A 22300-nucleotide genomic window follows, 5' to 3' on the forward strand; every position below is an offset into this window, starting at 1 on the left:
GAACAGATTCGCGTTTTTGGCATCCCCGTCGTTTACTTTTGTGGTCCGGAAGCCATCGATGCAGGCTCGCGACCGGCCTAAGATCGCACGATGAACGCTGTTACCCAGGCCTCTTCGCCTTTGCTACTCCCCCGCTTCTGGTCCCACCTCACCACGCGCGACTTCGCGGCGCTCGATGCGGCGACCACCGTCGCGGTGCTGCCGCTGGGCGCAACCGAGCAGCACGGCCCGCACCTGCCGCTGGGCGTGGACACGGTGCTGGCAGACGGCATCGTCGCCGCGTCGCTGCCCCTGCTGCCGGCCGAGCTGCCGGTGCTCTTCCTGCCGACCCAGCAGATTGGCCTGAGCCCCGAGCACGCGCGCTTCGCGGGCACGCTCACGCTGTCGGCCGAGACCTTGATCCGCCTGTGGAACGAGATCGGCGCGGGCGTGGCGCGCGCGGGCGTGAAGAAGCTGGTGCTGTTCAATGCGCACGGCGGCCATGTGGGCGCGATGGACATCGTGGCGCGCGAGCTGCGCGCGGCGCACGGGCTCATCGTCTACAGCGTGAGCTGGTTCAACCTGCCGCTGGGCGACGCAGGCGCGCAGTTCAGCGCGCAGGAGCACCGCTTCGGCGTGCATGCGGGCGAGATCGAGACTTCGATGATGCTGGCGCTGACGCCGCAACTCGTGCGTATGGGCCAGGCGCAGGACTTCCGCTCGACCTCCGAGCAGCGCGCGGCCGACTACGCCATCCTTGGCAACGGCAAGAGCGCCAAGCTCGGCTGGGCCATGGAGGACTACAACGCCCATGGCGCCGCCGGCAACGCGGCTGCGGCCACGGCAGAGCATGGCCAGGCGGTGATCGATGCGGCAGCGCGGCAACTGGCGCTGCTGCTGGCGGAGGTGTCGCGGCTGCCGCTGGGCACGGCCAACACCGGCCCGCTGCCCTGAGTTGATGGCGCCCCCGCGGCGTTAACGTTGACCTAACGGTTCTGCGCTACCTTCGCGGCGCACCAACCAAACAACGGGAGACGGCGTGCGCGTGCTGCTTGTCGAAGACGACGAAATGATCGGGAAGAGCCTGGTCCGCGGCCTCGAGCGATCGGGCTGGGCGGTGGACTGGGTGCGCGACGGCCTGCTCGCGCGCAGCGCACTGGCCGATGGCGACTACACCTGCGTGCTGCTGGACCTGGGCCTGCCCGGAATGGACGGCATCGAGGTGCTGCGCCACGCGCGCGGCCTGAAGAACGACACGCCCATCCTGATCCTCACCGCGCGCGACGGCCTCGGCCAGCGCGTGGAGGGGCTCGACCTCGGCGCCGACGACTACCTGCTCAAGCCCTTCGAGCTGCCCGAGCTGCTGGCGCGCATGCGCGCGGTGGTGCGGCGGCGCCATGGCGCCTCCAACTCCATCATCGGCAGCGGCAAGGTGCAACTCGACCTCACCACGCGCGAGGTGCTCTACCAGGGCACGCGCGAAACGCTCTCGGCCCGCGAGTTCGCGCTGATGCACGCCATGCTCGAGCGCCCGGGCGCCATCCTGTCGCGCGAGCAGTTGGAGAACCGCATCTACGGATGGGGCGAGGAAGTGATGAGCAACGCGGTCGACGTGATCATCCACAACATGCGGCGCAAGCTCGGTGCCGACACCATCCGCAACGTGCGCGGGCTGGGCTGGCGCGTGGTGGATTCATGAGCACTGCAGCAGGCCGGCCCTGGTACTCGCCGAGTTCGCTGCGCAACAAGCTGCTGATGTGGCTGGTGGTGGTGCATCTTCTTGCTGCGGCTGGCGTCGCGTGGTTCACCTATGCCAGCTACGACAGGCTCATCGTCACCTTCAAGGACGACCAGATGCAGATGCTGGCCGACTCCTACGCCAGCAACGTGGCCGTGCCCGAACTCAGGCCAGCGGACGAACGCAGCATCTTCGGTCGCGGCGCCTTCGTCATCCAGATCTGGAACGGGCGGGGCGAGCTGCTGGTCAGTTCATGGCCCGCGCTGGCCGTGGCCCGCCAGCCGGCGGAGGGACTGAGCACCGTGCGCATGGGCGCCGGCGACGACGGTGTTTGGCGCATCTATTCCACTGCGCCGGTGGCCGACGCCGACCGCTTCCAGGTGCAGGTGATCCAGAACGGCGGCTTCGTGCGCCGGCTGGTGGCCAAGCGGGCGCTGTCCTCGACGGCGCCCATCGCGCTGCTGCTGCCCCTGTCGCTGGCCGTGCTGTGGCTGGTGGTGTGGGCCTCGTCGCGCAAGCTGCGCAGCGTGGTGCTCGACGTCGCGGCGCAGGACGAGCGCAGCCTGTCGGAGCTGTCGGTGTCGCGCGTGCCCGACGAGATCGCGCCGCTGGTGGAGGCCTTCAACAGCCTGCTCGGGCGGCTGCGCCAGGCCTTTGCCGCGCAGCGCCGATTCGTGCAGGACGCCGCGCACGAGCTGCGCACGCCCATCGCCGCCATCGGCCTGCAGCTGGACAACATGCGCGCCGAAGTGCCGGCCGAGAGCATCGCCGAGCACTACACGCACCTCAAGGGCGGCGTGACGCGTGCCCAGCACCTGATCGAGCAGCTGCTGCGCCTGTCGCGCCAGGAAAGCAGCACCGAGCCCGAGGCGCCGGTATCGCTCGATGTGGCCTCGGTGCTGCGCGACAGCGTGGCCCAGCTGATGGTCGTGGCCGACCGCCGCCGCATCGACATCGGCTTCGAGGGCGAGACCTCCGCGACGGTGACCGCGCCCCCGGCCGAGCTGCGCAGCGTCTTCGACAACCTGATCGACAACGCGTTGCGCCATTCGCCCGAGGGCGGTGTGGTCGACGTGCGGCTGCACGAGGTGGAAGGGCGGCCGGTGGTCGATGTGCTGGACAACGGGCCGGGCATTCCGCCCGAGCTGATCGACCGCGCCTTCGACCGTTTCTTCCGGGTGCCGGGCAACCCGACCGAAGGCAGCGGCCTGGGCCTTGCCATCGCGCGCATGGCCGCGCTGCGCAACGGCCTGAGCATCGTGCTGGCCAACCGCCATGACGCGCAGGGCCGGCCTGCGGGGCTGCAGGCGCGCGTCCACCTGCGCGATCACAGCGCGGCTTAACGCTCAGGTAACTCTCGCTTAAAGGTCGCATAAAGCGGGCTTCCTACAGTGACTCCAGCCGCGAAAGCGGTCGCGCCGCAAGGCGCCAACCCAGTCTTCAAAAGGAGTTCACATGCGAAAGACCCTCGGCCTCCTGGCCATCCTGACCCTGGCCGGTGCAGCCCATGCAGAAAGCTACGACGGCGTGCACCAGGGCCCCGGCCTGCTCGCGCGCGATGACGTGGCGGCCCAGGCCGTGGCCACGGCCCACGCCCCCGACCAGAACGTGACACGCGGCTCGCGCGGGCCCGATCCCTTCACCTCCACCGTCTCGCGCGAGGCCATGCGCCAGGTCGCGGTGGCGGCCGCCAATGCGCCCGACCAGAACGTGACCAGCGGCTCGCGCGTCAACAGCGTCGTCATCTCCACGATGCCGCCCGCGCGGTCGGCCGCAAGCGCCGTGAACGACAGCCGACTCTGAAGCAAAAACACTGGGGGAACCCACGATGAATCCCGAAACCCCAGACGGCTACACCCGCCGCACGGTGCTGGTGACCGGCGCGGCCGGTGTGGCGGCTGCCGCGTTGCCGCTGGCGGTGGAGGCCGAGCCGGTGACGCATGACGCCGCCGTGCAGGGCCCGACAACGGATGTGAGCTTGCGCATCAACGGCCAACTGCATGCCCTCTCCATCGACCCACGCGTCACGCTGCTCGACCTGCTGCGCGAGCAGCTGCACCTCACAGGCTCCAAGAAAGGCTGCGACCACGGCCAGTGCGGCGCCTGCACGGTGCTGGTCAACGGGCGGCGCATCAACAGCTGCCTCACGCTGGCGGTGCTGCACGAGGGCGACGAGGTGACGACCATCGAGGGCCTGGGCGAGCCGAAGAAGCTGCACCCGATGCAGGCTGCCTTCGTCAAGCACGACGGCTACCAGTGCGGCTACTGCACGCCGGGCCAGATCTGTTCGGCGGTAGGCATGCTTGGCGAGATGCGCGGCGGCATGCCGAGCCATGTCACACGGGATCTCGCGGCGCCCACGGTCTTCAGCAGCGAGGAAATGCGCGAGCGCATGAGCGGCAACATCTGTCGCTGTGCGGGCTATCCGAACATCATCGCGGCCATCCGCGAGGTAGCGGGAGCACGGACATGAGAGCCTTCACCTTCGAACGCGTGTCGACGCCGGCGGCCGCGGCGCTGTCGATGCAGCAGCATCCGGGCGCGCGCTTCATCGCGGGCGGCACCAACCTGCTGGACCTGATGAAGCTCGACATCGAGCAGCCCACGCACCTGATCGACGTCAATCGCCTGGGGCTCGACCGCATCGAAGCCATGCCCGACGGCGGGCTGAAGATCGGCGCGCTGGTGCGCAACAGCGACCTCGCCGCCGATGCGCGCGTGCGGCGCGGCCATCCGCTGCTGTCGCGCGCATTGCTGTCCGGTGCCAGCGCGCAGTTGCGCAACAAGGCGACCACGGCCGGCAACCTGCTGCAGCGCACGCGCTGCTTCTACTTCTACGACACGACCAAGCCCTGCAACAAGCGCACGCCGGGCAGTGGCTGTGCGGCCATGGAAGGCTTCAACCGCATCCACGCGATCCTCGGCGCGAGCGCGCAGTGCATCTCGGTGCATTCGTCCGACATGGCTGTGGCGCTGCGCGCGCTCGACGCGCAGGTGGAGACCGTGTCGGCCAGTGGCACCGTGCGCCGCATACCCATCGCTGAACTGCATCGCCTGCCGGGCAGCACGCCGGAGGTCGAGACCGTGCTGGCACCGGACGAGCTGATCACCGGAGTGACCCTGCCGCCACCGCTGGGCGGCGTGCAGCTCTACCGCAAGGTGCGCGACCGCGCGTCTTATGCCTTCGCGCTGGTCTCGGTCGCGGCCGTGGTGGTGCGCGAGGGCCGCACGGTGACCGCCGCACGCCTGGCCTTCGGCGGCCTGGCCGCGAAGCCGTGGCGCAATGAGGAAGCCGAGCGGCGATTGATAGGCACCGACGGCGGCGCGCAGGCAAGCGATGCGGTTGCCGACCTGCTGCTGGCCGATGCGCGCGGCCATGGGCACAACGATTTCAAGATTCCGCTGTTGCGCCGCACCCTGCACGCCACGCTGGCGCAGGCGATCGAAACAACCTGAAGGGAGCAGGCACCATGCAATTCACCGAAGCCGCAGGGCCGAGCGCCCTGGACCGCGAGCGCGTGCTGGGCCGCCCGCTCGACCGCATCGACGGGCCGCTCAAGGTCAGCGGTCGCGCCCACTACAGCTACGAGTGCCACGACGAAGTACCCGATGCCGTCTACGGCTGGGTCGTGCTCGCCGGCATCGCCAAGGGCCGCATCACGCGCATCGACACCGCCGAGGCGCAGCGCGCGCCGGGTGTGCTGCTGGTCTACACCTACGCGAACGTTCCGCGCATGGTGCCGAAGGGGCGCGCCAACGTGGTGTCGCAGCTTTCAGGGCCCGAAGTGCAGCAGCACGGCCAGGCGGTGGCCTTCGTGGTGGCGCAGACCTTCGAACAGGCTCGCGCGGCCGCGTTCATGATCCGCATCGACTACGAGCGCAGCGCGGGGCGCTTCGATCTTGCGGCCGCGCAGGCGAGCGCCCCCAAGCCCGGCGACGACCCGAGCGCAGGCAGCGAGAGCGCGGCCGACACGGCGGTGGGCGACTTCCAGGGCGCCTTCGACGCCGCGCCCGTCACGCTCGATGCGACCTACACCACGCCCGACCAGCATCCCGCGATGATGGAGCCGCAGGCCACCACCGCGCGCTGGGACGGCGACCGCCTCACGCTCTACACATCGCACCAGATGCCGAACTGGGCCGCAGGCGACGTGGCTGCCATGCTGGACGTGCCGGTCGCGCAGGTGCGCGTGGTCTCGGCCTTCGTCGGCGGCGGCTTCGGCTCCAAGCTGCGCACGCATGCGGACGCGGTGCTCTCCGCCTTCGCGGCGCGCGAACTGCGCCGGCCGGTGAAGACGGCGCTGGCGCGCGAGCAACTGCTCAACCACACGACGCGCCGCGCCGCGACCATCCAGCGCGTGCGGCTCGGCGCCACGCCCGACGGCCGGCTCACCGCCATCGGCCACGAGACCTGGACCAGCAACCTGCCGGGCCGCAACTACTACGAGGGCGCATCGCGCCAGACGCGCCTGCTCTACGCCGCCCCCAACCGCATGACGGCGCACCGCCTGGCCGCGCTCGACCTGCCCGAGGCCGCGGCCATGCGCGCACCCGCCACTGCCAGCGGCCAGCTGGCCTTCGAGGTGGCGCTCGACGAACTCGCCGAGAAGCTGCGCATCGACCCGGTGCAGCTGCGCATCCTCAACGACAGCCAGCACGACCCTGAACGCGGGCCATCGCGCCCTTACTCGGGGCGCAAGCTGGTCGAGTGTCTGCGAGAAGGCGCGCAGCGTTTCGGCTGGGCGAAGAGAAGCCCCATGCCGGGGCGGGTGCGCGACGGCCGCTGGCTGGTCGGCATGGGCGTGGCCAGCGCCATCCATCACCACTCGGTGCGGCCGTCGAGCGCGAAGCTGAGCCTCGACGCGCAGGGCCGGCTGTTGATCGAGACGTCGATGACCGACATCGGCACCGGCACCTACACCGTGCTGGCGCAGATCGCGGCCGAGATGACGGGCATTCCGATGGACCGTATCGGCGTGCGGCTCGGCGACACCGCGTTTCCCATGGGCGCGGGCTCGATCGCCTCGATAGGCGCGTCGAGCGCCGGCGCCTCGGTCTTCGATGGCTGCCAGCAGCTGTGCCGCCTGCTCGCCGAGCGTGCCGGCTTCGACGCGCAGAAGGCGCGCTTCGAGCGCGGCCGCATTGCCCTTGGGCGCCGCTCGCACGAGCTCAGTGAGCTGGCCGGCGCGGAAGGCCTCAGCGTGCTCGGCAATGTCGAGCCCGGCGACCTGCACCGCCGCTACGCGCAGGCCGCGTTCGGCGCCCACTTCTGCGAGGTGGGCGTGGACATCGACACCGGCGAAACGCGCGTGCGCCGCATGCTCGGCGTGTTCGCGGCGGGCCGCATCCTCAACATGAAGACCGCGCGCAGCCAGGCCATCGGCGGCATGGTGTTCGGCGTGGGCGCGGCGCTCACGGAAGAGGCGGTGGTCGACGTGCACCACGGCTACTTCGTCAACCACGACATGGCCGAGTACCTGGTGCCGGTGCACGCCGACATTCCGGACATCGACGCCGTGTACCTGCAGGACGCCGACGATCTCGCGAGTCCGATCAAGTCGAAGGGCATCGGCGAGCTGGGCACCTGCGGCTCGGGCGCGGCGGTGGCGAACGCGATCTACAACGCCACCGGCGTGCGCGTGCGGAACTACCCGATCACGCTCGACAAACTGCTGCCCGGGCTGCCGATGCGTGCTTGAATGGCACCGCCATGCCTGCCGCAGTCTCTTTTGTCGCACTGACTCGCCAGCTTCTTCTGGCCGCAGCGGCCTGCGTTGCCCTGTCGCTCGTCGGATGCGCGACGCTTTCCGACGAAGGGCCGCGCACCGCCAGCACCTCGCTGCCCGTGCAGGGCCCCGCCACGCCGCTCGACCGGATCGCCACCGCGTCGATGCAGGGGGCCGAACCCGGAGCGAGCGGCTTTCGCCTGATGCTGGGCCTTGCCAGCATGGACACCCGCCTCGTGCTGCTGCGCGGCGCGCAACGCTCGCTCGACCTGCAGTACTACCACCTGCACGACGACGCGACCGGCCGGCTGGTGCTGCGAGAGCTGCGCAACGCGGCCCAGCGCGGCGTGCGCGTGCGGCTGCTCGTGGACGATCTCTACACGGAAGACATCGGGCCGCTGCTCGAGGGCCTGGGCGCCTATCCGAACGTGGAAGTGCGCATCTTCAATCCCTTTCCCACGCGCGGCGGCATGGCCACCCGCTTCGGCCTCGCGCTGTTCGACTTCTCGCGGGTCAACCGCCGCATGCACAACAAGCTGTTCGTGGCGGACGGCATGCTGGCCGTGGCTGGCGGACGCAACCTCGGCGACGTCTATTTCATGCGCGACACCGACGACAACTTCTTCGACTACGACGTGCTGGTGGCCGGCGCCGTGCTGCCGCAGATGGCGAGCATCTTCGACGAGTACTGGAACGCGCCGCAGGTGCGCACCGCGGCGTCAGTGCTGCACCCGTCGGGCGACATAGAAGCCGTGCGCCGGGCCTTCGACGCGCGGGTGGACGGGGCAGACACGCCCGAACCGGTGCCGTTCCGCACTGTCGATCCCTTGGGCCGCGTCACCCTCGGCGACGAGCTGCAGGCGGGCCGTGTGAAGCTCGCGTTCGGCCACGCGCAGGCCTTTGCCGATTCGCCGGCCAAGGCCTGGGGCCAGGCGGAGACGCAGCGCCTGCCGAGCGGCGCGCTCATCGACACCAGCCGCCGCCTGCTGGGCGAGGCGGCGCAGCAGGCGAAGTCCGAGATCATCACCTCGTCGCCGTACTTCGTGCCCGGCCCGGCGGCGCTCGAAGGCATGCGCCGCAACGCGGCGCGGGGCATCCGCCAGACGCTCATAACCAACTCGCTGGCCGCCACCGACGAGCCGGTGGTGCACACCGGCTACCGCCGCTACCGCGCCCGGCTGCTGGGCGACGGCATGCAGATCTACGAGATCCACCCGAACGCGGGCCGCGCGTTGTTCGTCGGCAGCATCGGAGCAGGCACGCAGGTGCGGCTGCACACCAAGGCGCTCGTGATCGACCGGAAGACCCTCTTCCTGGGCTCGGTCAACATGGACCCGCGCTCGGACGCGCTGAACACCGAGTTCGGCCTGCGCATCGACTGCCCCGCGTTGGCCGAGGAGGCGCGCGCCTTCTTCGGCGAACTCATGCAGCACTCGGCCTTCCAGGTGCGGCTCAAGCCGGGCAGCGACAGCGAACTGGAATGGTGGCGCGTGGACGGCGACCAGCCGGTCAAGGTGACCGACAAGGAGCCCGGCGCGGACCTGGCGACGCGCGCGAAGCTCTACCTGCAGTCGCTCGTGATTCCCGAGTCGATGCTGTAGGGAAGAGGGTGCTAGGACGCGCTGCCGCCGAGCACGCCGGCGAACATGCCGGTATCGACATTGCCGCCGCTCACGCACACACCCACCGTCTTGCCGCGCCAGCGTTCCTGCTGCTGAAGCGCGGCTGCCAGTGCGGCTGCGCCGGCGCCCTCGGCCACGTTGTGCGTGTCGCTGAAGAGGATGCGCATGGCCTCGGCAATCTCGTCGTCGGTGACGGTGACCACGTCGTCGGCTTCGCGCAGGATCACCTCGACGGATTCGGGCACCGGGACGCGGCAGGCCATACCGTCGGCCAGCCGCGTGGTGACGGGCGACTCGACGGGCTTGCCGGCGCGAAAGGAATCGCGGTACGCCGTGGCATGCGCCGACACCACACCGATGAGCTTGGTCGACACGCCGCAATACGCGCGTGCCGCCGCCGCACCGGCAAAGCCGGAGCCCAGGCCGATGGGCACGAACAGCACGTCGGGCGGGGTGTCTTTCAACGCGTCGAAGAACTCCACATACGCAGTCGAAACGCCGCGCACCAGTTCGCGATGGAACGAAGGCACCCGGTGCAGGCCGTCGCGCTCGGCCAGCTCGGCTGCGTGCTCGGAGGCGGCCTGGAAGTCGTCGCCATGCTCGACCAGCGTGACGCCGAGCGCGCGCATCGCGGCGTTCTTCTCTGTCGAATTGCCGTGCGGCACCACGATGGTCGCGGCCAGCCCGTGGCGCCGCGTGGCGAAGCCGACCGACTGGCCGTGGTTGCCGCGCGTGGCGCTGATGGCGTGGCGCACTCCGGGCTGCTCGCGCGCCAGGGTTTCGAAGTAGGTCAGGCCGCCGCGGATCTTGAAGGCGCCGGCCGGAGTGTGGTTCTCGTGCTTGGCCCACACGGTGGCCCCGAGGCGCTGCGAGAGCAGCGGCCAGGCGTACTGCGGCGTGGGCGGCATGGCCGCATGCACGGTGCGCTGCGCGGCTTCGATTTCTTCGCGGGTGAACTTCACGGGATGTCCTTACTTGCGTTCGGTGAGCGCCACGCGAACGGCCAGCGCGGCCAGCACGCTGCCCATGATGTAGCGCTGCGCGCGCAGCCAGCCCGCGCTTTGCGACAGCACGGCCGTGATGCTGGCGGCGCCGACGATCATCACCGTGTTGACCACGGCGCTGCTGGCCATCTGCGCGACGCCCAACTGCATGCTCTGCAACATCACCGAACCGCGCTCGGGGTGGATGAACTGCGGAAAGAACGAGAGGTAGAACATCGCCACCTTCGGGTTCAGCAGGTTCGTGAGAAAGCCCATGCGGAACAGCTTGCCCGGCGGATCGGCCGGCAGTGCGCGCGCCTCGAAGGGCGCATTGCCCCCGGGCCTGACCGCCTGCCACGCGAGCCACAGCAGGTAGGCCGCACCGGCGATGCGGATCGCGTCGAAGGCCAGCGGCACTGCCAGCAGCAGCGCGGTGAGCCCGAGTGCCGCGGCGAACAGGTGCGCCAGGAACGCCAGCAGCACGCCGCCCAGCGAGATGAGCCCGGCGCGACGGCCCTGCACCAGCGTGCGCGAGACGCAATAGATCATGTTCGGCCCCGGCGTGAGCGCCAGCAGCAGCGAGGCGAGGGCGAACCAGGCGATTTCGGTGAGGCTCAGCATGATCGGGTCAGAGTCCTTGCGATTCGAGGGTGACGGGGCCGCGCGGTGTGTCGAGCACGGCGATGAGATTGGGCGGGCCGGCACTGATGTCCATGCCGGTCATGCCGATGGCCGACAGCGCGGCGGCCAGCGTGGGCGCGCGCGGGTGCACGGCGCGCAGCGAGCGCATGGCGAGGCCAGATTTCGGCATGGCGTCGGTGGGGTGCACCGGGCCCCATTGGATGAGCGTGGGCAGTGCGCCATAGAACAGCCGCTGGCCGTCGTCGCGCACGGTGATCTGCCATTCGAGCCGGCCGGCGGGCGTGTCGCGTGAGGCTTCGAGCAACTGGCCGCGGTCGATGTGCGCATGCTCCTCATGTGCGAGCGCTCGCGTTGCCGCATGCGCGTCGGGCACGCGGGCGACGAAATGAATCAGCTTCGGGCCGTGCTGTGCGAGCCCGGCCTGCAGCGCGGCGTCGTCGAGGTCGAACCAGCGGTGCGTCTTGGGGCGCGAGGGCTGCTTGCCCGGCTCGATCGCGATGATTTCCGCGTAGGCCGCGGGGAAGGCGTCGCTCGCGATGTTCAGCAGGCGGTTGTGCGTGCCCATCAGCGGATGCGAGCCGCCCGGGGCCGGCGTGACGCCGAGCGTTGCCTCGCACCAGGCCACGCCCTCGGCGAGCGAGGCGGCGGCAATCACGAGGTGGTCGAGCTGCGCGTGCATGGCGGGCGTGGGCGTGGGTGTGGGCGTTGCGCTTACAGCGTGACGCTGCCGTCGACGCAGGTCACGGCATCGCCGCCGACCCAGATCTTTCCTTCGGCATCGCGCTCGATGTAGACGCGGCCCGCGCGGCCCAGGCATTGGCCCTGCGCGGCAAGGTAGCGCTCGGGCATGTGGCCGTCGGCGATCAGCCATTCGGCCAGGCTGGCGTTGAGGCTGCCGGTGACCGGGTCTTCCTGCACGCCGATGGGCTCGGCGAAGGCGCGCACTTCGAGGTCGATCTTCGCGCCGTCTTCGTTCGGGGTTGCGGGCCGGTTGCCGAAGGCGCGCGCCTCGCGGTTCGAGCGGCCGATGAGCAGCGCGGTGTCGTGCGCCGCGGGCACGCCCGCCACGCCGGCCTTCACGCCCAGCTCCTTCAGGGCGCGGTGGTCGGGCTGCAGCGCCAGCACGGCGTCGGCGTCGTTCACCAGCAGGCCGAACCAGACCGGCCCGTTGTCGAGCACCTGCGCCGCGATGACCTGCTGCGCTTTCAGGCCCAGCGCGCCGGCCACCTTGGCCAGCAGCGCGGGGCTCGGGGCGCTGCGCTTCAGGGGCGGCGCGGCGAATGCCAGGCGCTCGCCGTCGCGGCGCAGCGGCACGAGGCCGGCGCCGCATTGCTGCACCACCAAGCCTGCAGCCTTGGGCTTGCCGCCGGCCTGCAGCCAGGCATGACAGCTGCCGATGGTCGGGTGGCCGGCAAAGGGCAGCTCGCCGCCGGGCGTGAAGATGCGCACGCGGTAGTCGGCGGCCGGGTCGGTGGGCGGCAGCAGGAAGGTGGTTTCGGACAGGTTGGTCCACTGCGCAAAGCGCTGCATGGCGGCGTCGTCGAGGTCCTGGCCATCGATCACCACCGCGAGCGGGTTGCCGTAGTAGGCGGTGGCGGTGAAGACGTCGACTTGCTTGAAGGGGCGGGATTTCATCGGATTCATTCGAGGGGGAGGTCGAGCACGCCGCGCGTGCCCGGGCGGGAAAGCAACTCTGAATACCAGCGTTCGACGTTCGGCCAGTTCGGCCTGCGGTATTCGGCAGCCGGCAGGTTGAACCAGCGGTGCGCCTCGCAGCCAACGGGAATGTCGGCCATGGTGAAGCGCTGGCCGGCCATGTACGGCTGGCTCGCAAGATGCGCGTCGAGCATCGAGAACAGCGCTTCGCTGTCGCGGACGGACGCCTCGATGAGCGCGCTCTGGCGCTCCGACGGCGGCGTGCGCACCCACTGGATGAAGGCGTCGCGGCTCGTGCGGTTGAGCGTGGTCTGCTGCCAGTCCATCCAGCGCTCGGCGTCGAAGCGCGCGGGCAGCTCGCTCGGATAGAAGTTGCCGTGCGAATGCCTGGCGCAGAGGTAGCGCACGATCACGTTCGACTCCCAGAGCGTCACGCGCTCGGCGCCTTCGCCGTCGTCGATGGTGGGCACCATCGCATTCGGATTGAGCGCGAGGTATTCGGGCGTCTGCACCACGCCGAACCTGCCGCCGGCCTCGGTGCGCTGGAAGTCGAGCCCGAGCTCCTGCGCGCACCACACCACCTTGCGGACGTTGATCGAACTGATGCGGCCCCAGATGTTGAGCATGGTCGGTTTCTTTCTATCTTGTCTTTGCTGCCCGCTTCAGCGGGGCGAGGGACGATCGAGGAAGAGCAGGCGCACGGCCAGCCCCAGCATCACGGCGGCCAGCAGACCGCTCTGGAACCGCGCCGCACCGGGACGGTCGTGCAGCCAGCGGCCGACCTGGCCGCTGCATGCGCCCAGCAGCGTGTTGAAGGCCAGCGCGGCCATCGACAGCACCACGCCGAGCTGCACCAGCTGCAGCGGCACGCTGCCGCGCGAGGGGTCGACGAACTGCGGCAGGAACACCATGAAGAACAGCAGCGCCTTCGGATTGACGAGGTTGTTCAGCAGCGCCATGCGCACGATGCGGCCAAAGCCGGCGGGCTGCGCCTGCGCACTGATGCGAAGTCCGCCACCGTTGCGCAGCGCCTGCGCAGCGAGCCAGATCAGGTACAGCGCGCCCGCATAGCGCAGCACATCGAACGAGGGCGGCCACGCGGCCACCAGCGCGGTGACGCCGGTGGCCGCGAACAGCGTGTGCACCAGGTCGGCCGCCGAGATGCCGATGGCCGCCGCAAAACCACCGCGCGGGCCGTGGGCCACGCCGTGCGAGAGCACGAAGGCCATGTTCGGGCCGGGCGACAGGAACAGCGCCAGAACCGCGAGCAGGAAGAGCGACAGCGTTGCGAGGCCGATCAAGGGAGGCTCCTGGGTTGTGCTTTCAGACCTGCGCGGCGGCCAGCTTTTTGTCGCCGAGCAGCACCAGCTCTTCGCGCAGCGTCTGCGCCAGCGCGGCGATGGCGGTGTCGATTTCGTCCTCGCTGGCCGTCACGAACGACAGGCGCAGCGTGCGCGGATCGCCTTCGCCCGCGTAGAACGGCGCGCCGGGCACGAAGGCCACGTTGCGCTCGACCGCCTTGGGCAGCAGCGTCACGGTGTCGATGCCCTCGGGCAGGCGCGCCCACAGGAACATGCCGCCCTTGGGCGCGTTGAACTTCACGTCCAGGCCGGCCATCTCGCGCTTGAGCGCGGCGATCATCGCGTCGCGCTGGCGCTTGTAGAGGGCGCGGATGGTGGGCACGTGGCGGTCGAGGAACTTGTCCTTCATCACGGCCGAGACCATGCGCTGCGTGAAGATCGGCGTGTGCAGGTCGACCGCCTGCTTGGCCTGCAGCAGCTTCGGGTAGATGGACTTGGGCGCCACCAGGAAGCCCAGGCGCAGGCCGGGGGCCAGCACCTTCGAGAACGAGCCCAGGTAGATCACGCCTTCGGGGTTGCGCGCGGCCAGCGGCAGCGGCGGGGCTTCGTCGAACCAGAGCTCGCCGTAGGGGTTGTCCTCGACGATCGGCAGGTTGGCAGCAGCAGCGGCGGCCGACACTGCGGCGCGTCGCTCTTCGGTCATGGTGCGGCCGGTGGGGTTCTGGAAGTTGGGCAGCAGGTAGACGAAGCGTGCGTCCTTGGCCTTGGCCACCAGGTCTTCGACGATCACGCCGTCGTCGTCGCTGGCCACGCCCACGGGGTGCGGCTCCATCGGGCCGAAGGCCTGCAGCGCGCCGAGGTAGGTGGGCGTTTCGACCAGCACCTTGCTGCCCGGATCGATCAGCACCTTGGCCACGAGGTCGAGGCCCTGCTGCGAGCCGGTGGTGATGAGCACCTGCGAGGCGTCGACGTCCCACGGCAGCATGTCGGCCACGGCCTGGCGCAGCGGCGCGTAGCCTTCGCTGGCGGCGTATTGCAGGGCGGCCTGGCCGTCGTTGTGCAGCACTTCGGCGCAGGCGTCGGCAAAAGCCTGGATCGGGAAGGTCTTGGGCGAGGGCAGGCCGCCGGCCAGGCTGATGATGCCGGGGCGCTCGGTGACCTTGAGGATTTCGCGCAGCACCGAGGGATTCATCTTGGCGGCGCGGGCGGCGAGTTTCCAGTTCATGGCTTTCTTCTTTCAGGCGGTGAGGTGAGATTCGAATAATGCAGGCGGGCGCAGCGGCGCTCAATCCGGCTGGATGTCGCCACGGTATACGACGCGGGCCTTGTTGTCTTGCGGCTGCGAGAGGCGCTTGCCGATGACCACAGTGGCCACCACCGCGACGGCAAAGCCCAGCGTGACCATGTCGAGCGGCTCGCCCAGCAGCGGGATCGACGCGAGGATCGAGAGGAAGGGCTGCAGCAATTGGGTCTGACTCACGCGCAGCGCGCCGCCCAGGGCCAGGCCGCGATACCAGGCGAAGAAGCCGATCCACATAGAGAACGTGCCGACGTAGACAAAGCCCAGCCACGAGGCCGTGGCAACGGGCTGTTGCGGCCACAGCGCCAGCGTGGCCGGCAGCGTGAAGGGCAGCGCCATCACGCAGACCCAGCAGATCACGCGCTCGGCGCCCAGCGACGGCGTGACCTGCGCGCCGTAGATGTAGCCGATGGAGGCGGCGATGACCGCGCCGACCAGCAGCAGATCGGCCCACTCGAAGCCGAAGCCATGGCCGCTCTGGCTCGCGCGCAGCACCGAGAACGCCACCACCAGCAGGCTGCCCGCGATGGCGCAGAGCCAGAAGCCGAGCCGCGCTCGCTGGTGCAGCACCCAGGCCGCGACGGCGGCCGTGACCAGCGGCAGCAGGGCAGTCACCACTGCCGCGTGGCTGGCGGTGACCACGCGCAGCGCATATGCCAGCAGCAGCGGAAAGCCGATGGCATTGCCCAGCACCGCGAAGGCCAGCGGCTTCCACTGGTGCGCAGCAGGCCGCGGCGAGCGCGTTACCAGCAGGAAGATGGCCGACAGCACGCCCGCCAGCGCCGCGCGCCCGAGCGTGACGAACCACGGCGACAGCTGCGGTGCGTCTTGCGTGCCGGTGGCCAGGCGCGTCATCGGCAGCGTGACGGCGAACATGGCCACGCCGACAACGCCGAGCCACATGCCCAGCGTTTCGTCTTTCATGGCGAGCTTCATACGCTCACCATCCACCAGGCTGTCAGCACCAGTACCAGGCCCATCGCGCGGTTGAACCACAGTAGCCGCGAACCCTTGGCCAGCCATTCGCGCAGCAGCGCGCCGACCAGTGCATAGGCGAAGTTGCTGACGAAGGCATAGGTCAGCATCACCGGCGCCACGATGGCGAAGCGGCGCAGCGCATCGGGCTGCCCGGCGATCCAGCCGGCCACCAGCGTGAGCGCCAGCAGCCAGGCCTTGATGTTTACGAACTGCAGCATCACGCCCTGGCCGAAGCCGACTGACAGCTTGGCGCCGTCGGCCTTGCCGAGCGTGGCGCTGCCGCTGAGCTTGTACGCGAGCCACAGCAGGTAGCCGATGCCCAGCGCCTTGATGGCCAGGCGCAGCGAAGGCATTGCCACCACCAGCGCGCCGATGCCGGCGGCGCACAGCGCCAGCAGCAGGGTCCAGCCGACGGGCACCGCGACCACGAAGCGCATGGCGCGCGGCAGGCCGCCATTGGCCGCCAGGGCGGTGGAGAGCGTGGTGTTGGGACCGGGCGAGAAACTCATCGCCGTGGCCAGCACCAGCAGCGCGGTGAATTCTTGCCAGTTCATGACACACACTCTAAACTTGAGACCATTACAGTTCCAGTACAGTTGGTCGAACAATCGGGCAATCTGTATTGGTCACTCCTTCGACACAGAAGCCGCTACAGCCTGAAAAACGCATGCTGACACGCACCTCCACCCAGTCTCTGACGGCGCAGCTCGCCGACCGCCTGGCCGAGCGCATCCGCACCCGCCTGCTGCCGCCCGGCGCCCGCCTGCCCTCGGTGCGCGAATGCGCCCGGCAGCAGGGCGTGAGCCCGTACACCGTCGTTGCCGCGTACGACCAGCTGCTGGCGCAGGGGCTGGTCGAGGCCCGCCGGCAGCGCGGCTTCTATGTGCGGGATTCGGCGCCGGTACAGGACGGCCGCCCGAACCACGGCGCGGACGCCGGTGGCGCGAGCGGCATGCCAGCGGCGATGGCGGTGCAGATGATGGCCTCGCGCATACCGGCCGACGCGAGCTCGCTGATACGCAGCATGTTCCACCGCCCGAGCGACAAGCCGCAGCCGGGCATGGGCGTGTTTCCGCCGGACTGGATGTCGTCCACCTTCATGCCCACGGCCGTGCGGCGCATGACCAGTACAGCCGCCCTGCAGGAGCTGTCGCTCCAGTACGGCGAGCCGGCCGGCGACATGAGCCTGCGGCGCAGCCTCTCGCAGAAGCTGGTGGGCATCAACGTGCCGGCCTCGCCCGACCAGATCGTGACCACCATCGGCGCCACGCATGCGCTGGACATCGTGAGCCGCACGCTGCTGCGCGCCGGCGACCCGGTGATGGTCGAGGAGCCGGGCTGGGCGCTGGAGTTCGCGCGGCTGGAGGCGCTGGGCATGCGCATCCTGCCGGTTCCGCGGCGCGCGGACGGGCCCGACCTGGAAGTGATGGCGCAGTACTGCGCGCTGCACAGCCCCAAGCTTTTCGTCAGCGTGAGCGTGCTGCACAACCCGACCGGCTACAGCCTCACGCCGGGCAGCGCGCACCGCGTGCTGAAGCTGGCCAACGAATACGACTTCCACATCGTCGAGGACGACACCTACAGCCACCTTGCGCCCGAGCACGCCACCCGGCTGAGCGCGCTCGACGGGCTGCAGCGCACCATCTACGTGAGCGGCTTCGCGAAGATCCTGGCGCCCAACTGGCGCATCGGCTTCCTGGCCGCGCCGCCCGCGCTGAAGGAGCGGCTGCTGGAAACCAAGCTGCTGGCCACGCTGACCTCGCCCACGCTGTTCGAGCGGGCGTTGTCGTGGTGCATCGACCAGGGGCAGCTGCGCCGGCACTCGGAGCGCGTGCGCATCCGCCTCGACGGGGCGCGGGGGCGGGCGGTGAAGCTGGCGATGTCGCACGGCTGCACCTTCGCCTCGGAGCCGGCTGGGCTGTTCGGCTGGGTCGATACGGGCGTGGACACCGATGCGCTCACGCAGCGCATGCTCGACCAGGGCTACCTGCTGGCGCCAGGCTCGCTGTTCCATGCGCGCCGGCCGCCGAGCACCATGATGCGGATCAACTTCGCCACGTCGCAGGATGCGACCTTCTGGAAGGTCTTCAGCAAGGTCCGAAACGAGCTCTGACGGCAGGTAAAAGGTGGGGAGGTCCAGGCCAAAAGGCCGGAGGCTTGGAGTAAGCTGGCAACACAAGAAAACCCACCCAGGAGACCACCCGCATGAGCACCGCCAGCAAGCCCTTCGACTTCAGCCAGTTCGTCCCCGGATTCGACTTCCTGAAGAACCTCGCCGGTGGCGCCGCATCGGGCACGGGAGCCGGTTCTGTGCCGGGAATCCCGAGCCTCGCGAGCTGGGTGGCGCCCACGCTGAGCGTGGAAGAAGTCGACAAGCGCATCCAGGAGCTGAAGACGGTGCAGTACTGGCTCGAGCAGAACGGCCATGCCCTCAAGGCCACGATCCAGGCGCTCGAAGTGCAGAAGATGACGCTGTCGACGCTGCGCGGCATGAACGTGCGGATGGAAGACATCGCCAGCGCGTTCACCAAGCAGGCGGTTGCCATGAAGCCCGCGGCAGCTCCGGAGCCCGAGCCCGAAGAGGTCGAGGAATTCGAGGAAGAGGACGAATTGCCCGAAGAAGAAGCTCCGGCACCGACGAAGTCGCGCAGCAGGCCGGCTTCGTCCAAGGCGAAGACCGCGGCGGCCGATGGCGCCGGCGTGGTCGATCCCATGCAGTGGTGGGGCTCGCTCACCGAACAGTTCCAGCAGATCGCCAGTTCGGCGCTGCAGGACGCGGCCCAGCTGAAGGTGCCGGCCATGGCCCAGCCGCTTGCCGATGCTGTCGGCAAGGTCATGGGCAAGCCGGCAACAACGGCCGCCCGCAAGCCTGCCGCGGCCAAGAAGGCTGCAGCGCCGGCTGCCAAAAAGAAGACATCAACCGCCGCGCGCAAGCGAACCTCCGCCCGGCGTTGACGTCATACACATCCATTTGTTGAAGAGAACGGGTTGGCACGCATCATGAAGTTGTTTCCCTCCGGTCATGCCACCCATCCGCAATGGCGCATGGCGGCCGGCCTCGTGCTGGCCCAGTTGCGGGCACAGATGGCCCTGCCCGACTACGCCTCGTCGCCGACGCTGGGGCTGCTCTACATCACCGACCACTATGCGAGCGAGGCGCAGGACATCCTCGACCACCTGAGCGCCGAGCTGCCCGAAGTGACCGACTGGTCGGGCACCGTCGGCATCGGCGTGTCGGCCAACAACGCCGAGTACTTCGACGAGCCCGGCATGAGCCTGATGCTCTGCGCCTTGCCGAGCGACCAGTACCGCGTGTTCTCGGGCGTGGCGCCGCTGGGCAATTCCGAAATGAGCGGCTTCGAGGCGCACACGGCGCTGGTGCACGCCGACCCGGCAACGCCCGACCTGACCGAGCTGATCGCCGAGATGGCGGGGCGCACCGATACAGGCTATCTGTTCGGCGGGTTGTCTTCGGGGCGCGGCAGTGCGCTGCAGTTCGCCGTTGGCGGTAACGGCAACATCCGCGGGCACGGGGCGGCGGGCGGGGTGTTTTCGGGCGGCCTGTCGGGCGTGGTGTTCGGCGAAGGCGTGCGGCTGGTGTCGCGCGTCACGCAGGGCTGCCAGCCGCTGCGCTCGGGGGCGGTGCGCGAGCGCGAGATCACCGAGGCCGACGGCAACCTGCTGCTGAAGCTCGACGGCGAGCCTGCACTCGACGTGCTGCTGGCCGATCTGCAGGTGTCGCTCGAACGCCCACAGGAGGCCATCGACGCCGTGCGCAACACGCTGGTCGGCCTGGCCGATGCAGGCAGCGACGGCATCCGCCGCACCGGCGACCTGGGCGCCGACGTGCTGGTGCGCCACATCATCGGGCTGGACCCGACGCGGCGCGGCATCGCCATTGCCGATGTGGCCGAAGCCGGCATGCGGCTGACCTTCTGCCGCCGCAACGCGCAGGCCGCGCGTGCGGACCTGATGCGCATCTGCGCGGAAATCCGCGAAGAGCTGGAGCCCGAAGAACAGACGCTCGCCACCGCGCGCGCCGTGGCGGCGGGCGAGGCCGAGGCGGCGCCGCATCCGGCACGGCGCATCGCGGGGGCTGTGTACGTGAGCTGCTCGGGGCGCGGCGGGCCGCACTTCGGCGCACCGGGCGCCGAATTGCAGATCGTGCGGCATGCGCTGGGCGATGTGCCGCTGGTCGGGTTCTTCGCTGCGGGCGAGATTGCCCGACACCATCTGTATGGCTATACCGGGGTGTTGACGGTGTTCACTGCCAACGATTGAACGCGGTCAGGCCGGTTGCAGCGTTCGCGGCGCGGGCGCAGGCATGCCGGTGAACGCGAAATCCACCTCCGGCGCCAGCCCGCTCACGATCCGCGCAATTGACTTGCCCGAGCCACAGGCATGCGTCCAGCCGAGCGTGCCGTGGCCCGTATTGAGGAACAGGTTCGGCAGTTTTGTCTTGCCGATCAGGGGCACGTTGCTCGGCGTGGCGGGGCGCAGGCCGGTCCAGAACTGGGCTTGCGTGGTGTCGCCGGCGCCGGGGAACAGTTCTTCGACGCGGCGCACGATGGCTTCGCAACGCACGCGGTTCAGGTCGCGGTCGTAGCCGTTGAGTTCGGCCGTGCCGGCAATGCGCAGGCGGTCGCCCGACTCCGAGGTGTAGCGCGAGAACACGAGCTTGAATTCGTCGTCGGTCAGCGAGACCTGGTGGGCCTTCGATGCGTCCTTGACCGGCAGCGTCACCGAATAGCCCTTGGCCGGGTAGATCGGCAGGCGGATGCCCAGCGGCGCGGCGTACAGCGGGCTGAGCGAGCCCATCGCCAGCACGAATGCGTCGCCGCGGATGCGCTGGAAGCGGCCTTCGCTGTCGGTGGCTTCGACGTGGTCGATGCTGCCGCCGGCTTCGCGCAGCGCGGTCACGGTGTGGCTCATCAGGAACTTCACGCCCGCCGCAGTGGCCAGGCCCACGAGCTCGCGCGCGAAGCGGTTGGCGTCGCCGGACTCGTCCTCGGCCGTGTAGGTGGCGCCGGCCAGCTTTGGGCGGATGTGGGCGAGGGCGGGCTCGATCTTCACGGCCTCGTCGGCCGAGATGACCTGGCGCTCGCAGCCCAGGGCACGCATCTGCTCGGCGGGCGCGAGGGCGCCGTCGAACTCTTTTTGCGTCGTGTAGAAATGCAGGATGCCCTGCGTGCGCTGGTCGTAGTTGAGGCCGGTGTCGCGGCGCAACTGTTGCAACATCGAGCGGCTGTATGTTCCGAGACGCACGATCTGCTCGATGTTGTGGCGGGTGCGCGCTGGCGTGCATTCGCGCAGGAACTGGAGACCCCAGAGCCACTGGCGCATGTCGGCGCGGATGCGGAAGAGCAGCGGGGCGTCTTCCTTGCCCAGCCATTGCAGCACCTTGAGCGGCGCGCTGGGGTTGGCCCAGGGCTCGGCGTGGCTGACGGAAATCTGCCCGCCGTTGGCGAAGCTGGTTTCTGCGGCTGGGGTGGCTTGCCGGTCGATCACGGTCACTTCGTGGCCGAGTTGCTGGAGGTAGTAAGCCGAAGTCACGCCGAGCAGGCCGGCGCCAAGAACGATCACGCGCATTTCAAGTACCTTTGAGGTTGCAGCGCTTGAACGACGGGCGTGGTGTGCTATTGAATGAATAGCAAAGCAACCGGACGACCGTTGTCCAAGTTGCCGCTCCCCCTGTCCTCGATACCTGAGAGATTCACCCGCTGCGCCCGCAGAGGGTTTGCTCCTTCGGTGCATCACGACCACGTTGGGCGGTGTGATGGCTCTCCAGACGGCGTTTCAGTTGGTGCAGTACAGGTCCCTTGTTCGGACCGACCTGAGCGTTTATGGGAGTTTGCGCCTTCGGTGGGGCCACCGAGGTGGCCCGCTCTCCTGCAGTGGGGCGATTGTAGGCGGGGCCTGCGCGGGCGCCAACCTTTGATTTCTCTCCTCTGGCCCGATGGGATAATCGCCTGTTGATTTGCCGCAAGGCGATCGTTCCATATATCAGCAGGGGACTTCATGATCCTGGTTACCGGCGGCGCCGGCTTCATTGGCGCCAATTTCGTACTCGACTGGATCGCCAACGGCGACGAGCCGGTCGTGAACCTCGACAAGCTGACCTACGCAGGCAACCTCGAGACACTCGCGTCGCTCAAGAACAACCCGAGGCACATCTTCGTGCAGGGCGACATCGGCGACAGCGCTTTGGTCGACCGCCTGCTGGCCGAGCACAAGCCGCGTGCAGTCGTGAACTTTGCCGCCGAATCGCACGTGGACCGCTCCATCCACGGCCCCGAAGACTTCGTGCAGACCAACGTGCTGGGCACCTTCCGCCTGCTCGAATCCGTGCGCGGCCACTGGAGCGCGCTGCCGGCC

Annotated in this window: 22 protein-coding genes and 2 riboswitches; of the genes, 12 read left to right on the forward strand and 10 right to left on the reverse strand. The window is 69.2% G+C overall.

The genetic code is table 11. From position 1 onward, the window contains the following. Positions 1-90 precede the first annotated feature (90 nt). The 8 genes from ACSFCA_RS31495 to ACSFCA_RS31530 all read left to right on the forward strand — a co-directional run bounded on the left by ACSFCA_RS31495 (position 91) and on the right by ACSFCA_RS31530 (position 9044). Positions 91-933, forward strand: coding sequence for a creatininase family protein (locus ACSFCA_RS31495; protein ID WP_435462253.1), 843 nt, complete (start codon positions 91-93; stop codon positions 931-933). Positions 934-1018: 85 nt separating this feature from the next. Beyond that, the gene (locus tag ACSFCA_RS31500; RefSeq protein ID WP_258351392.1) at positions 1019-1678 is read left to right on the forward strand and encodes a response regulator; all 660 of its coding nucleotides are present in this window, start codon (positions 1019-1021) and stop codon (positions 1676-1678) included. Continuing rightward, positions 1675-3060, forward strand: coding sequence for a sensor histidine kinase (locus tag ACSFCA_RS31505; protein ID WP_435462254.1), 1386 nt, complete (start codon positions 1675-1677; stop codon positions 3058-3060). The genes ACSFCA_RS31500 and ACSFCA_RS31505 overlap by 4 nt, the downstream gene beginning before the upstream one ends. 112 nt (positions 3061-3172) lie before the next feature. Then, entirely contained in the window at positions 3173-3520 is a 348-nt protein-coding gene (locus ACSFCA_RS31510) for a DUF4148 domain-containing protein (protein WP_258351390.1), read from the forward strand. 25 nt (positions 3521-3545) lie between these two features. Further along, on the forward strand, positions 3546-4190 hold the full coding sequence (gene paoA, locus ACSFCA_RS31515) for an aldehyde dehydrogenase iron-sulfur subunit PaoA (RefSeq protein ID WP_435462255.1): 645 nt from the start codon (positions 3546-3548) through the stop codon (positions 4188-4190). Then, complete coding sequence (locus ACSFCA_RS31520) at positions 4187-5173, forward strand: FAD binding domain-containing protein (protein WP_435462256.1); 987 nt, start codon at positions 4187-4189, stop codon at positions 5171-5173. Before paoA ends, ACSFCA_RS31520 begins: the two co-directional genes overlap by 4 nt. Before the next feature lie 14 nt (positions 5174-5187). Beyond that, a complete protein-coding gene (locus ACSFCA_RS31525) occupies positions 5188-7416 on the forward strand; it encodes a molybdopterin cofactor-binding domain-containing protein (protein ID WP_435462257.1) in 2229 nt (742 codons plus the stop codon). 11 nt (positions 7417-7427) lie between these two features. Next, on the forward strand, positions 7428-9044 hold the full coding sequence (locus tag ACSFCA_RS31530; protein ID WP_435462258.1) for a phospholipase D family protein: 1617 nt from the start codon (positions 7428-7430) through the stop codon (positions 9042-9044). 11 nt (positions 9045-9055) lie between these two features. Here the strand turns inward: ACSFCA_RS31530 and ACSFCA_RS31535 are convergent, their stop codons facing one another. The 9 genes from ACSFCA_RS31535 to ACSFCA_RS31575 are packed head-to-tail and all read right to left on the reverse strand — an operon-like array spanning position 9056 to position 16479. Continuing rightward, the gene (locus ACSFCA_RS31535) at positions 9056-10027 is read right to left on the reverse strand and encodes a threonine dehydratase (RefSeq protein WP_435462259.1); all 972 of its coding nucleotides are present in this window, start codon (positions 10025-10027) and stop codon (positions 9056-9058) included. Between the two features lie 9 nt (positions 10028-10036). After that, positions 10037-10669 (reverse strand): LysE family translocator, encoded by a 633-nt coding sequence (locus ACSFCA_RS31540; RefSeq protein ID WP_435462260.1) that lies wholly within the window; start codon positions 10667-10669, stop codon positions 10037-10039. A gap of 7 nt (positions 10670-10676) precedes the next feature. Beyond that, entirely contained in the window at positions 10677-11369 is a 693-nt protein-coding gene (locus ACSFCA_RS31545; RefSeq protein WP_435462261.1) for a VOC family protein, read from the reverse strand. 32 nt (positions 11370-11401) lie between these two features. Further along, complete coding sequence (locus ACSFCA_RS31550) at positions 11402-12325, reverse strand: PhzF family phenazine biosynthesis protein (RefSeq protein WP_435462262.1); 924 nt, start codon at positions 12323-12325, stop codon at positions 11402-11404. Positions 12326-12330: 5 nt separating this feature from the next. Next, entirely contained in the window at positions 12331-12972 is a 642-nt protein-coding gene (locus ACSFCA_RS31555) for a glutathione S-transferase family protein (RefSeq protein WP_435462263.1), read from the reverse strand. A 36-nt stretch (positions 12973-13008) separates the two neighbouring features. Then, positions 13009-13647, reverse strand: coding sequence for a LysE family translocator (locus tag ACSFCA_RS31560; protein ID WP_435462264.1), 639 nt, complete (start codon positions 13645-13647; stop codon positions 13009-13011). A gap of 22 nt (positions 13648-13669) precedes the next feature. Continuing rightward, positions 13670-14872, reverse strand: a complete 1203-nt coding sequence (locus ACSFCA_RS31565) for an aminotransferase-like domain-containing protein (RefSeq protein ID WP_435462265.1) — start codon at positions 14870-14872, stop codon at positions 13670-13672. A 60-nt stretch (positions 14873-14932) separates the two neighbouring features. Further along, complete coding sequence (locus ACSFCA_RS31570) at positions 14933-15871, reverse strand: DMT family transporter (protein ID WP_375338420.1); 939 nt, start codon at positions 15869-15871, stop codon at positions 14933-14935. Positions 15872-15879: 8 nt separating this feature from the next. After that, complete coding sequence (locus ACSFCA_RS31575; protein WP_258351376.1) at positions 15880-16479, reverse strand: LysE family translocator; 600 nt, start codon at positions 16477-16479, stop codon at positions 15880-15882. 113 nt (positions 16480-16592) lie between these two features. Here ACSFCA_RS31575 and ACSFCA_RS31580 point away from each other — a divergent pair, with 113 nt between their 5' ends. The 3 genes from ACSFCA_RS31580 (at position 16593) to ACSFCA_RS31590 (ending at position 20206) form a co-directional block, all read left to right on the forward strand. After that, positions 16593-18038, forward strand: a complete 1446-nt coding sequence (locus tag ACSFCA_RS31580; protein WP_435462266.1) for an aminotransferase-like domain-containing protein — start codon at positions 16593-16595, stop codon at positions 18036-18038. 92 nt (positions 18039-18130) lie between these two features. Then, positions 18131-18880, forward strand: coding sequence for a PhaM family polyhydroxyalkanoate granule multifunctional regulatory protein (locus tag ACSFCA_RS31585; RefSeq protein ID WP_435462267.1), 750 nt, complete (start codon positions 18131-18133; stop codon positions 18878-18880). A gap of 45 nt (positions 18881-18925) precedes the next feature. Continuing rightward, positions 18926-20206: an FIST signal transduction protein gene (locus ACSFCA_RS31590; protein ID WP_435462268.1), complete on the forward strand. Its 1281-nt coding sequence runs from the start codon at positions 18926-18928 to the stop codon at positions 20204-20206. A gap of 6 nt (positions 20207-20212) precedes the next feature. Here ACSFCA_RS31590 and ACSFCA_RS31595 read toward each other — a convergent pair whose 3' ends face one another. Continuing rightward, a complete protein-coding gene (locus tag ACSFCA_RS31595; protein WP_435462269.1) occupies positions 20213-21514 on the reverse strand; it encodes a D-amino acid dehydrogenase in 1302 nt (433 codons plus the stop codon). A gap of 92 nt (positions 21515-21606) precedes the next feature. Continuing rightward, a riboswitch (glycine riboswitch) is annotated at positions 21607-21723 on the reverse strand. 3 nt (positions 21724-21726) lie between these two features. After that, positions 21727-21827: riboswitch (glycine riboswitch) on the reverse strand. A gap of 116 nt (positions 21828-21943) precedes the next feature. On the opposite strand from ACSFCA_RS31595, the gene ACSFCA_RS31600 reads away from it, so the two are divergent. Further along, the coding region (locus ACSFCA_RS31600; protein ID WP_435462270.1) for a GDP-mannose 4,6-dehydratase at positions 21944-22300 on the forward strand (357 nt) is incomplete at its 3' end.

The organism is Variovorax multivorans (genome assembly GCF_051216835.1).
Lineage (GTDB): Bacteria > Pseudomonadota > Gammaproteobacteria > Burkholderiales > Burkholderiaceae_C > Variovorax.

What these genes read in the sequence shown, in the direction of transcription:
- ACSFCA_RS31495 (WP_435462253.1), top strand. Translation starts at nt 91, where the DNA reads ATGAACGCTGTTACCCAGGCCTCTTCGCCTTTGCTACTCCCCCGCTTC.
- ACSFCA_RS31505 (WP_435462254.1), top strand. Translation starts at nt 1,675, where the DNA reads ATGAGCACTGCAGCAGGCCGGCCCTGGTACTCGCCGAGTTCGCTGCGC.
- ACSFCA_RS31510 (WP_258351390.1), top strand. Translation starts at nt 3,173, where the DNA reads ATGCGAAAGACCCTCGGCCTCCTGGCCATCCTGACCCTGGCCGGTGCA.
- paoA (WP_435462255.1), top strand. Translation starts at nt 3,546, where the DNA reads ATGAATCCCGAAACCCCAGACGGCTACACCCGCCGCACGGTGCTGGTG.
- ACSFCA_RS31520 (WP_435462256.1), top strand. Translation starts at nt 4,187, where the DNA reads ATGAGAGCCTTCACCTTCGAACGCGTGTCGACGCCGGCGGCCGCGGCG.
- ACSFCA_RS31525 (WP_435462257.1), top strand. Translation starts at nt 5,188, where the DNA reads ATGCAATTCACCGAAGCCGCAGGGCCGAGCGCCCTGGACCGCGAGCGC.
- ACSFCA_RS31530 (WP_435462258.1), top strand. Translation starts at nt 7,428, where the DNA reads ATGCCTGCCGCAGTCTCTTTTGTCGCACTGACTCGCCAGCTTCTTCTG.
- ACSFCA_RS31540 (WP_435462260.1), bottom strand. Translation starts at nt 10,669, where the DNA reads ATGCTGAGCCTCACCGAAATCGCCTGGTTCGCCCTCGCCTCGCTGCTG.
- ACSFCA_RS31545 (WP_435462261.1), bottom strand. Translation starts at nt 11,369, where the DNA reads ATGCACGCGCAGCTCGACCACCTCGTGATTGCCGCCGCCTCGCTCGCC.
- ACSFCA_RS31550 (WP_435462262.1), bottom strand. Translation starts at nt 12,325, where the DNA reads ATGAAATCCCGCCCCTTCAAGCAAGTCGACGTCTTCACCGCCACCGCC.
- ACSFCA_RS31555 (WP_435462263.1), bottom strand. Translation starts at nt 12,972, where the DNA reads ATGCTCAACATCTGGGGCCGCATCAGTTCGATCAACGTCCGCAAGGTG.
- ACSFCA_RS31565 (WP_435462265.1), bottom strand. Translation starts at nt 14,872, where the DNA reads ATGAACTGGAAACTCGCCGCCCGCGCCGCCAAGATGAATCCCTCGGTG.
- ACSFCA_RS31570 (WP_375338420.1), bottom strand. Translation starts at nt 15,871, where the DNA reads ATGAAAGACGAAACGCTGGGCATGTGGCTCGGCGTTGTCGGCGTGGCC.
- ACSFCA_RS31575 (WP_258351376.1), bottom strand. Translation starts at nt 16,479, where the DNA reads ATGAACTGGCAAGAATTCACCGCGCTGCTGGTGCTGGCCACGGCGATG.
- ACSFCA_RS31580 (WP_435462266.1), top strand. Translation starts at nt 16,593, where the DNA reads ATGCTGACACGCACCTCCACCCAGTCTCTGACGGCGCAGCTCGCCGAC.
- ACSFCA_RS31585 (WP_435462267.1), top strand. Translation starts at nt 18,131, where the DNA reads ATGAGCACCGCCAGCAAGCCCTTCGACTTCAGCCAGTTCGTCCCCGGA.
- ACSFCA_RS31590 (WP_435462268.1), top strand. Translation starts at nt 18,926, where the DNA reads ATGAAGTTGTTTCCCTCCGGTCATGCCACCCATCCGCAATGGCGCATG.
- ACSFCA_RS31595 (WP_435462269.1), bottom strand. Translation starts at nt 21,514, where the DNA reads ATGCGCGTGATCGTTCTTGGCGCCGGCCTGCTCGGCGTGACTTCGGCT.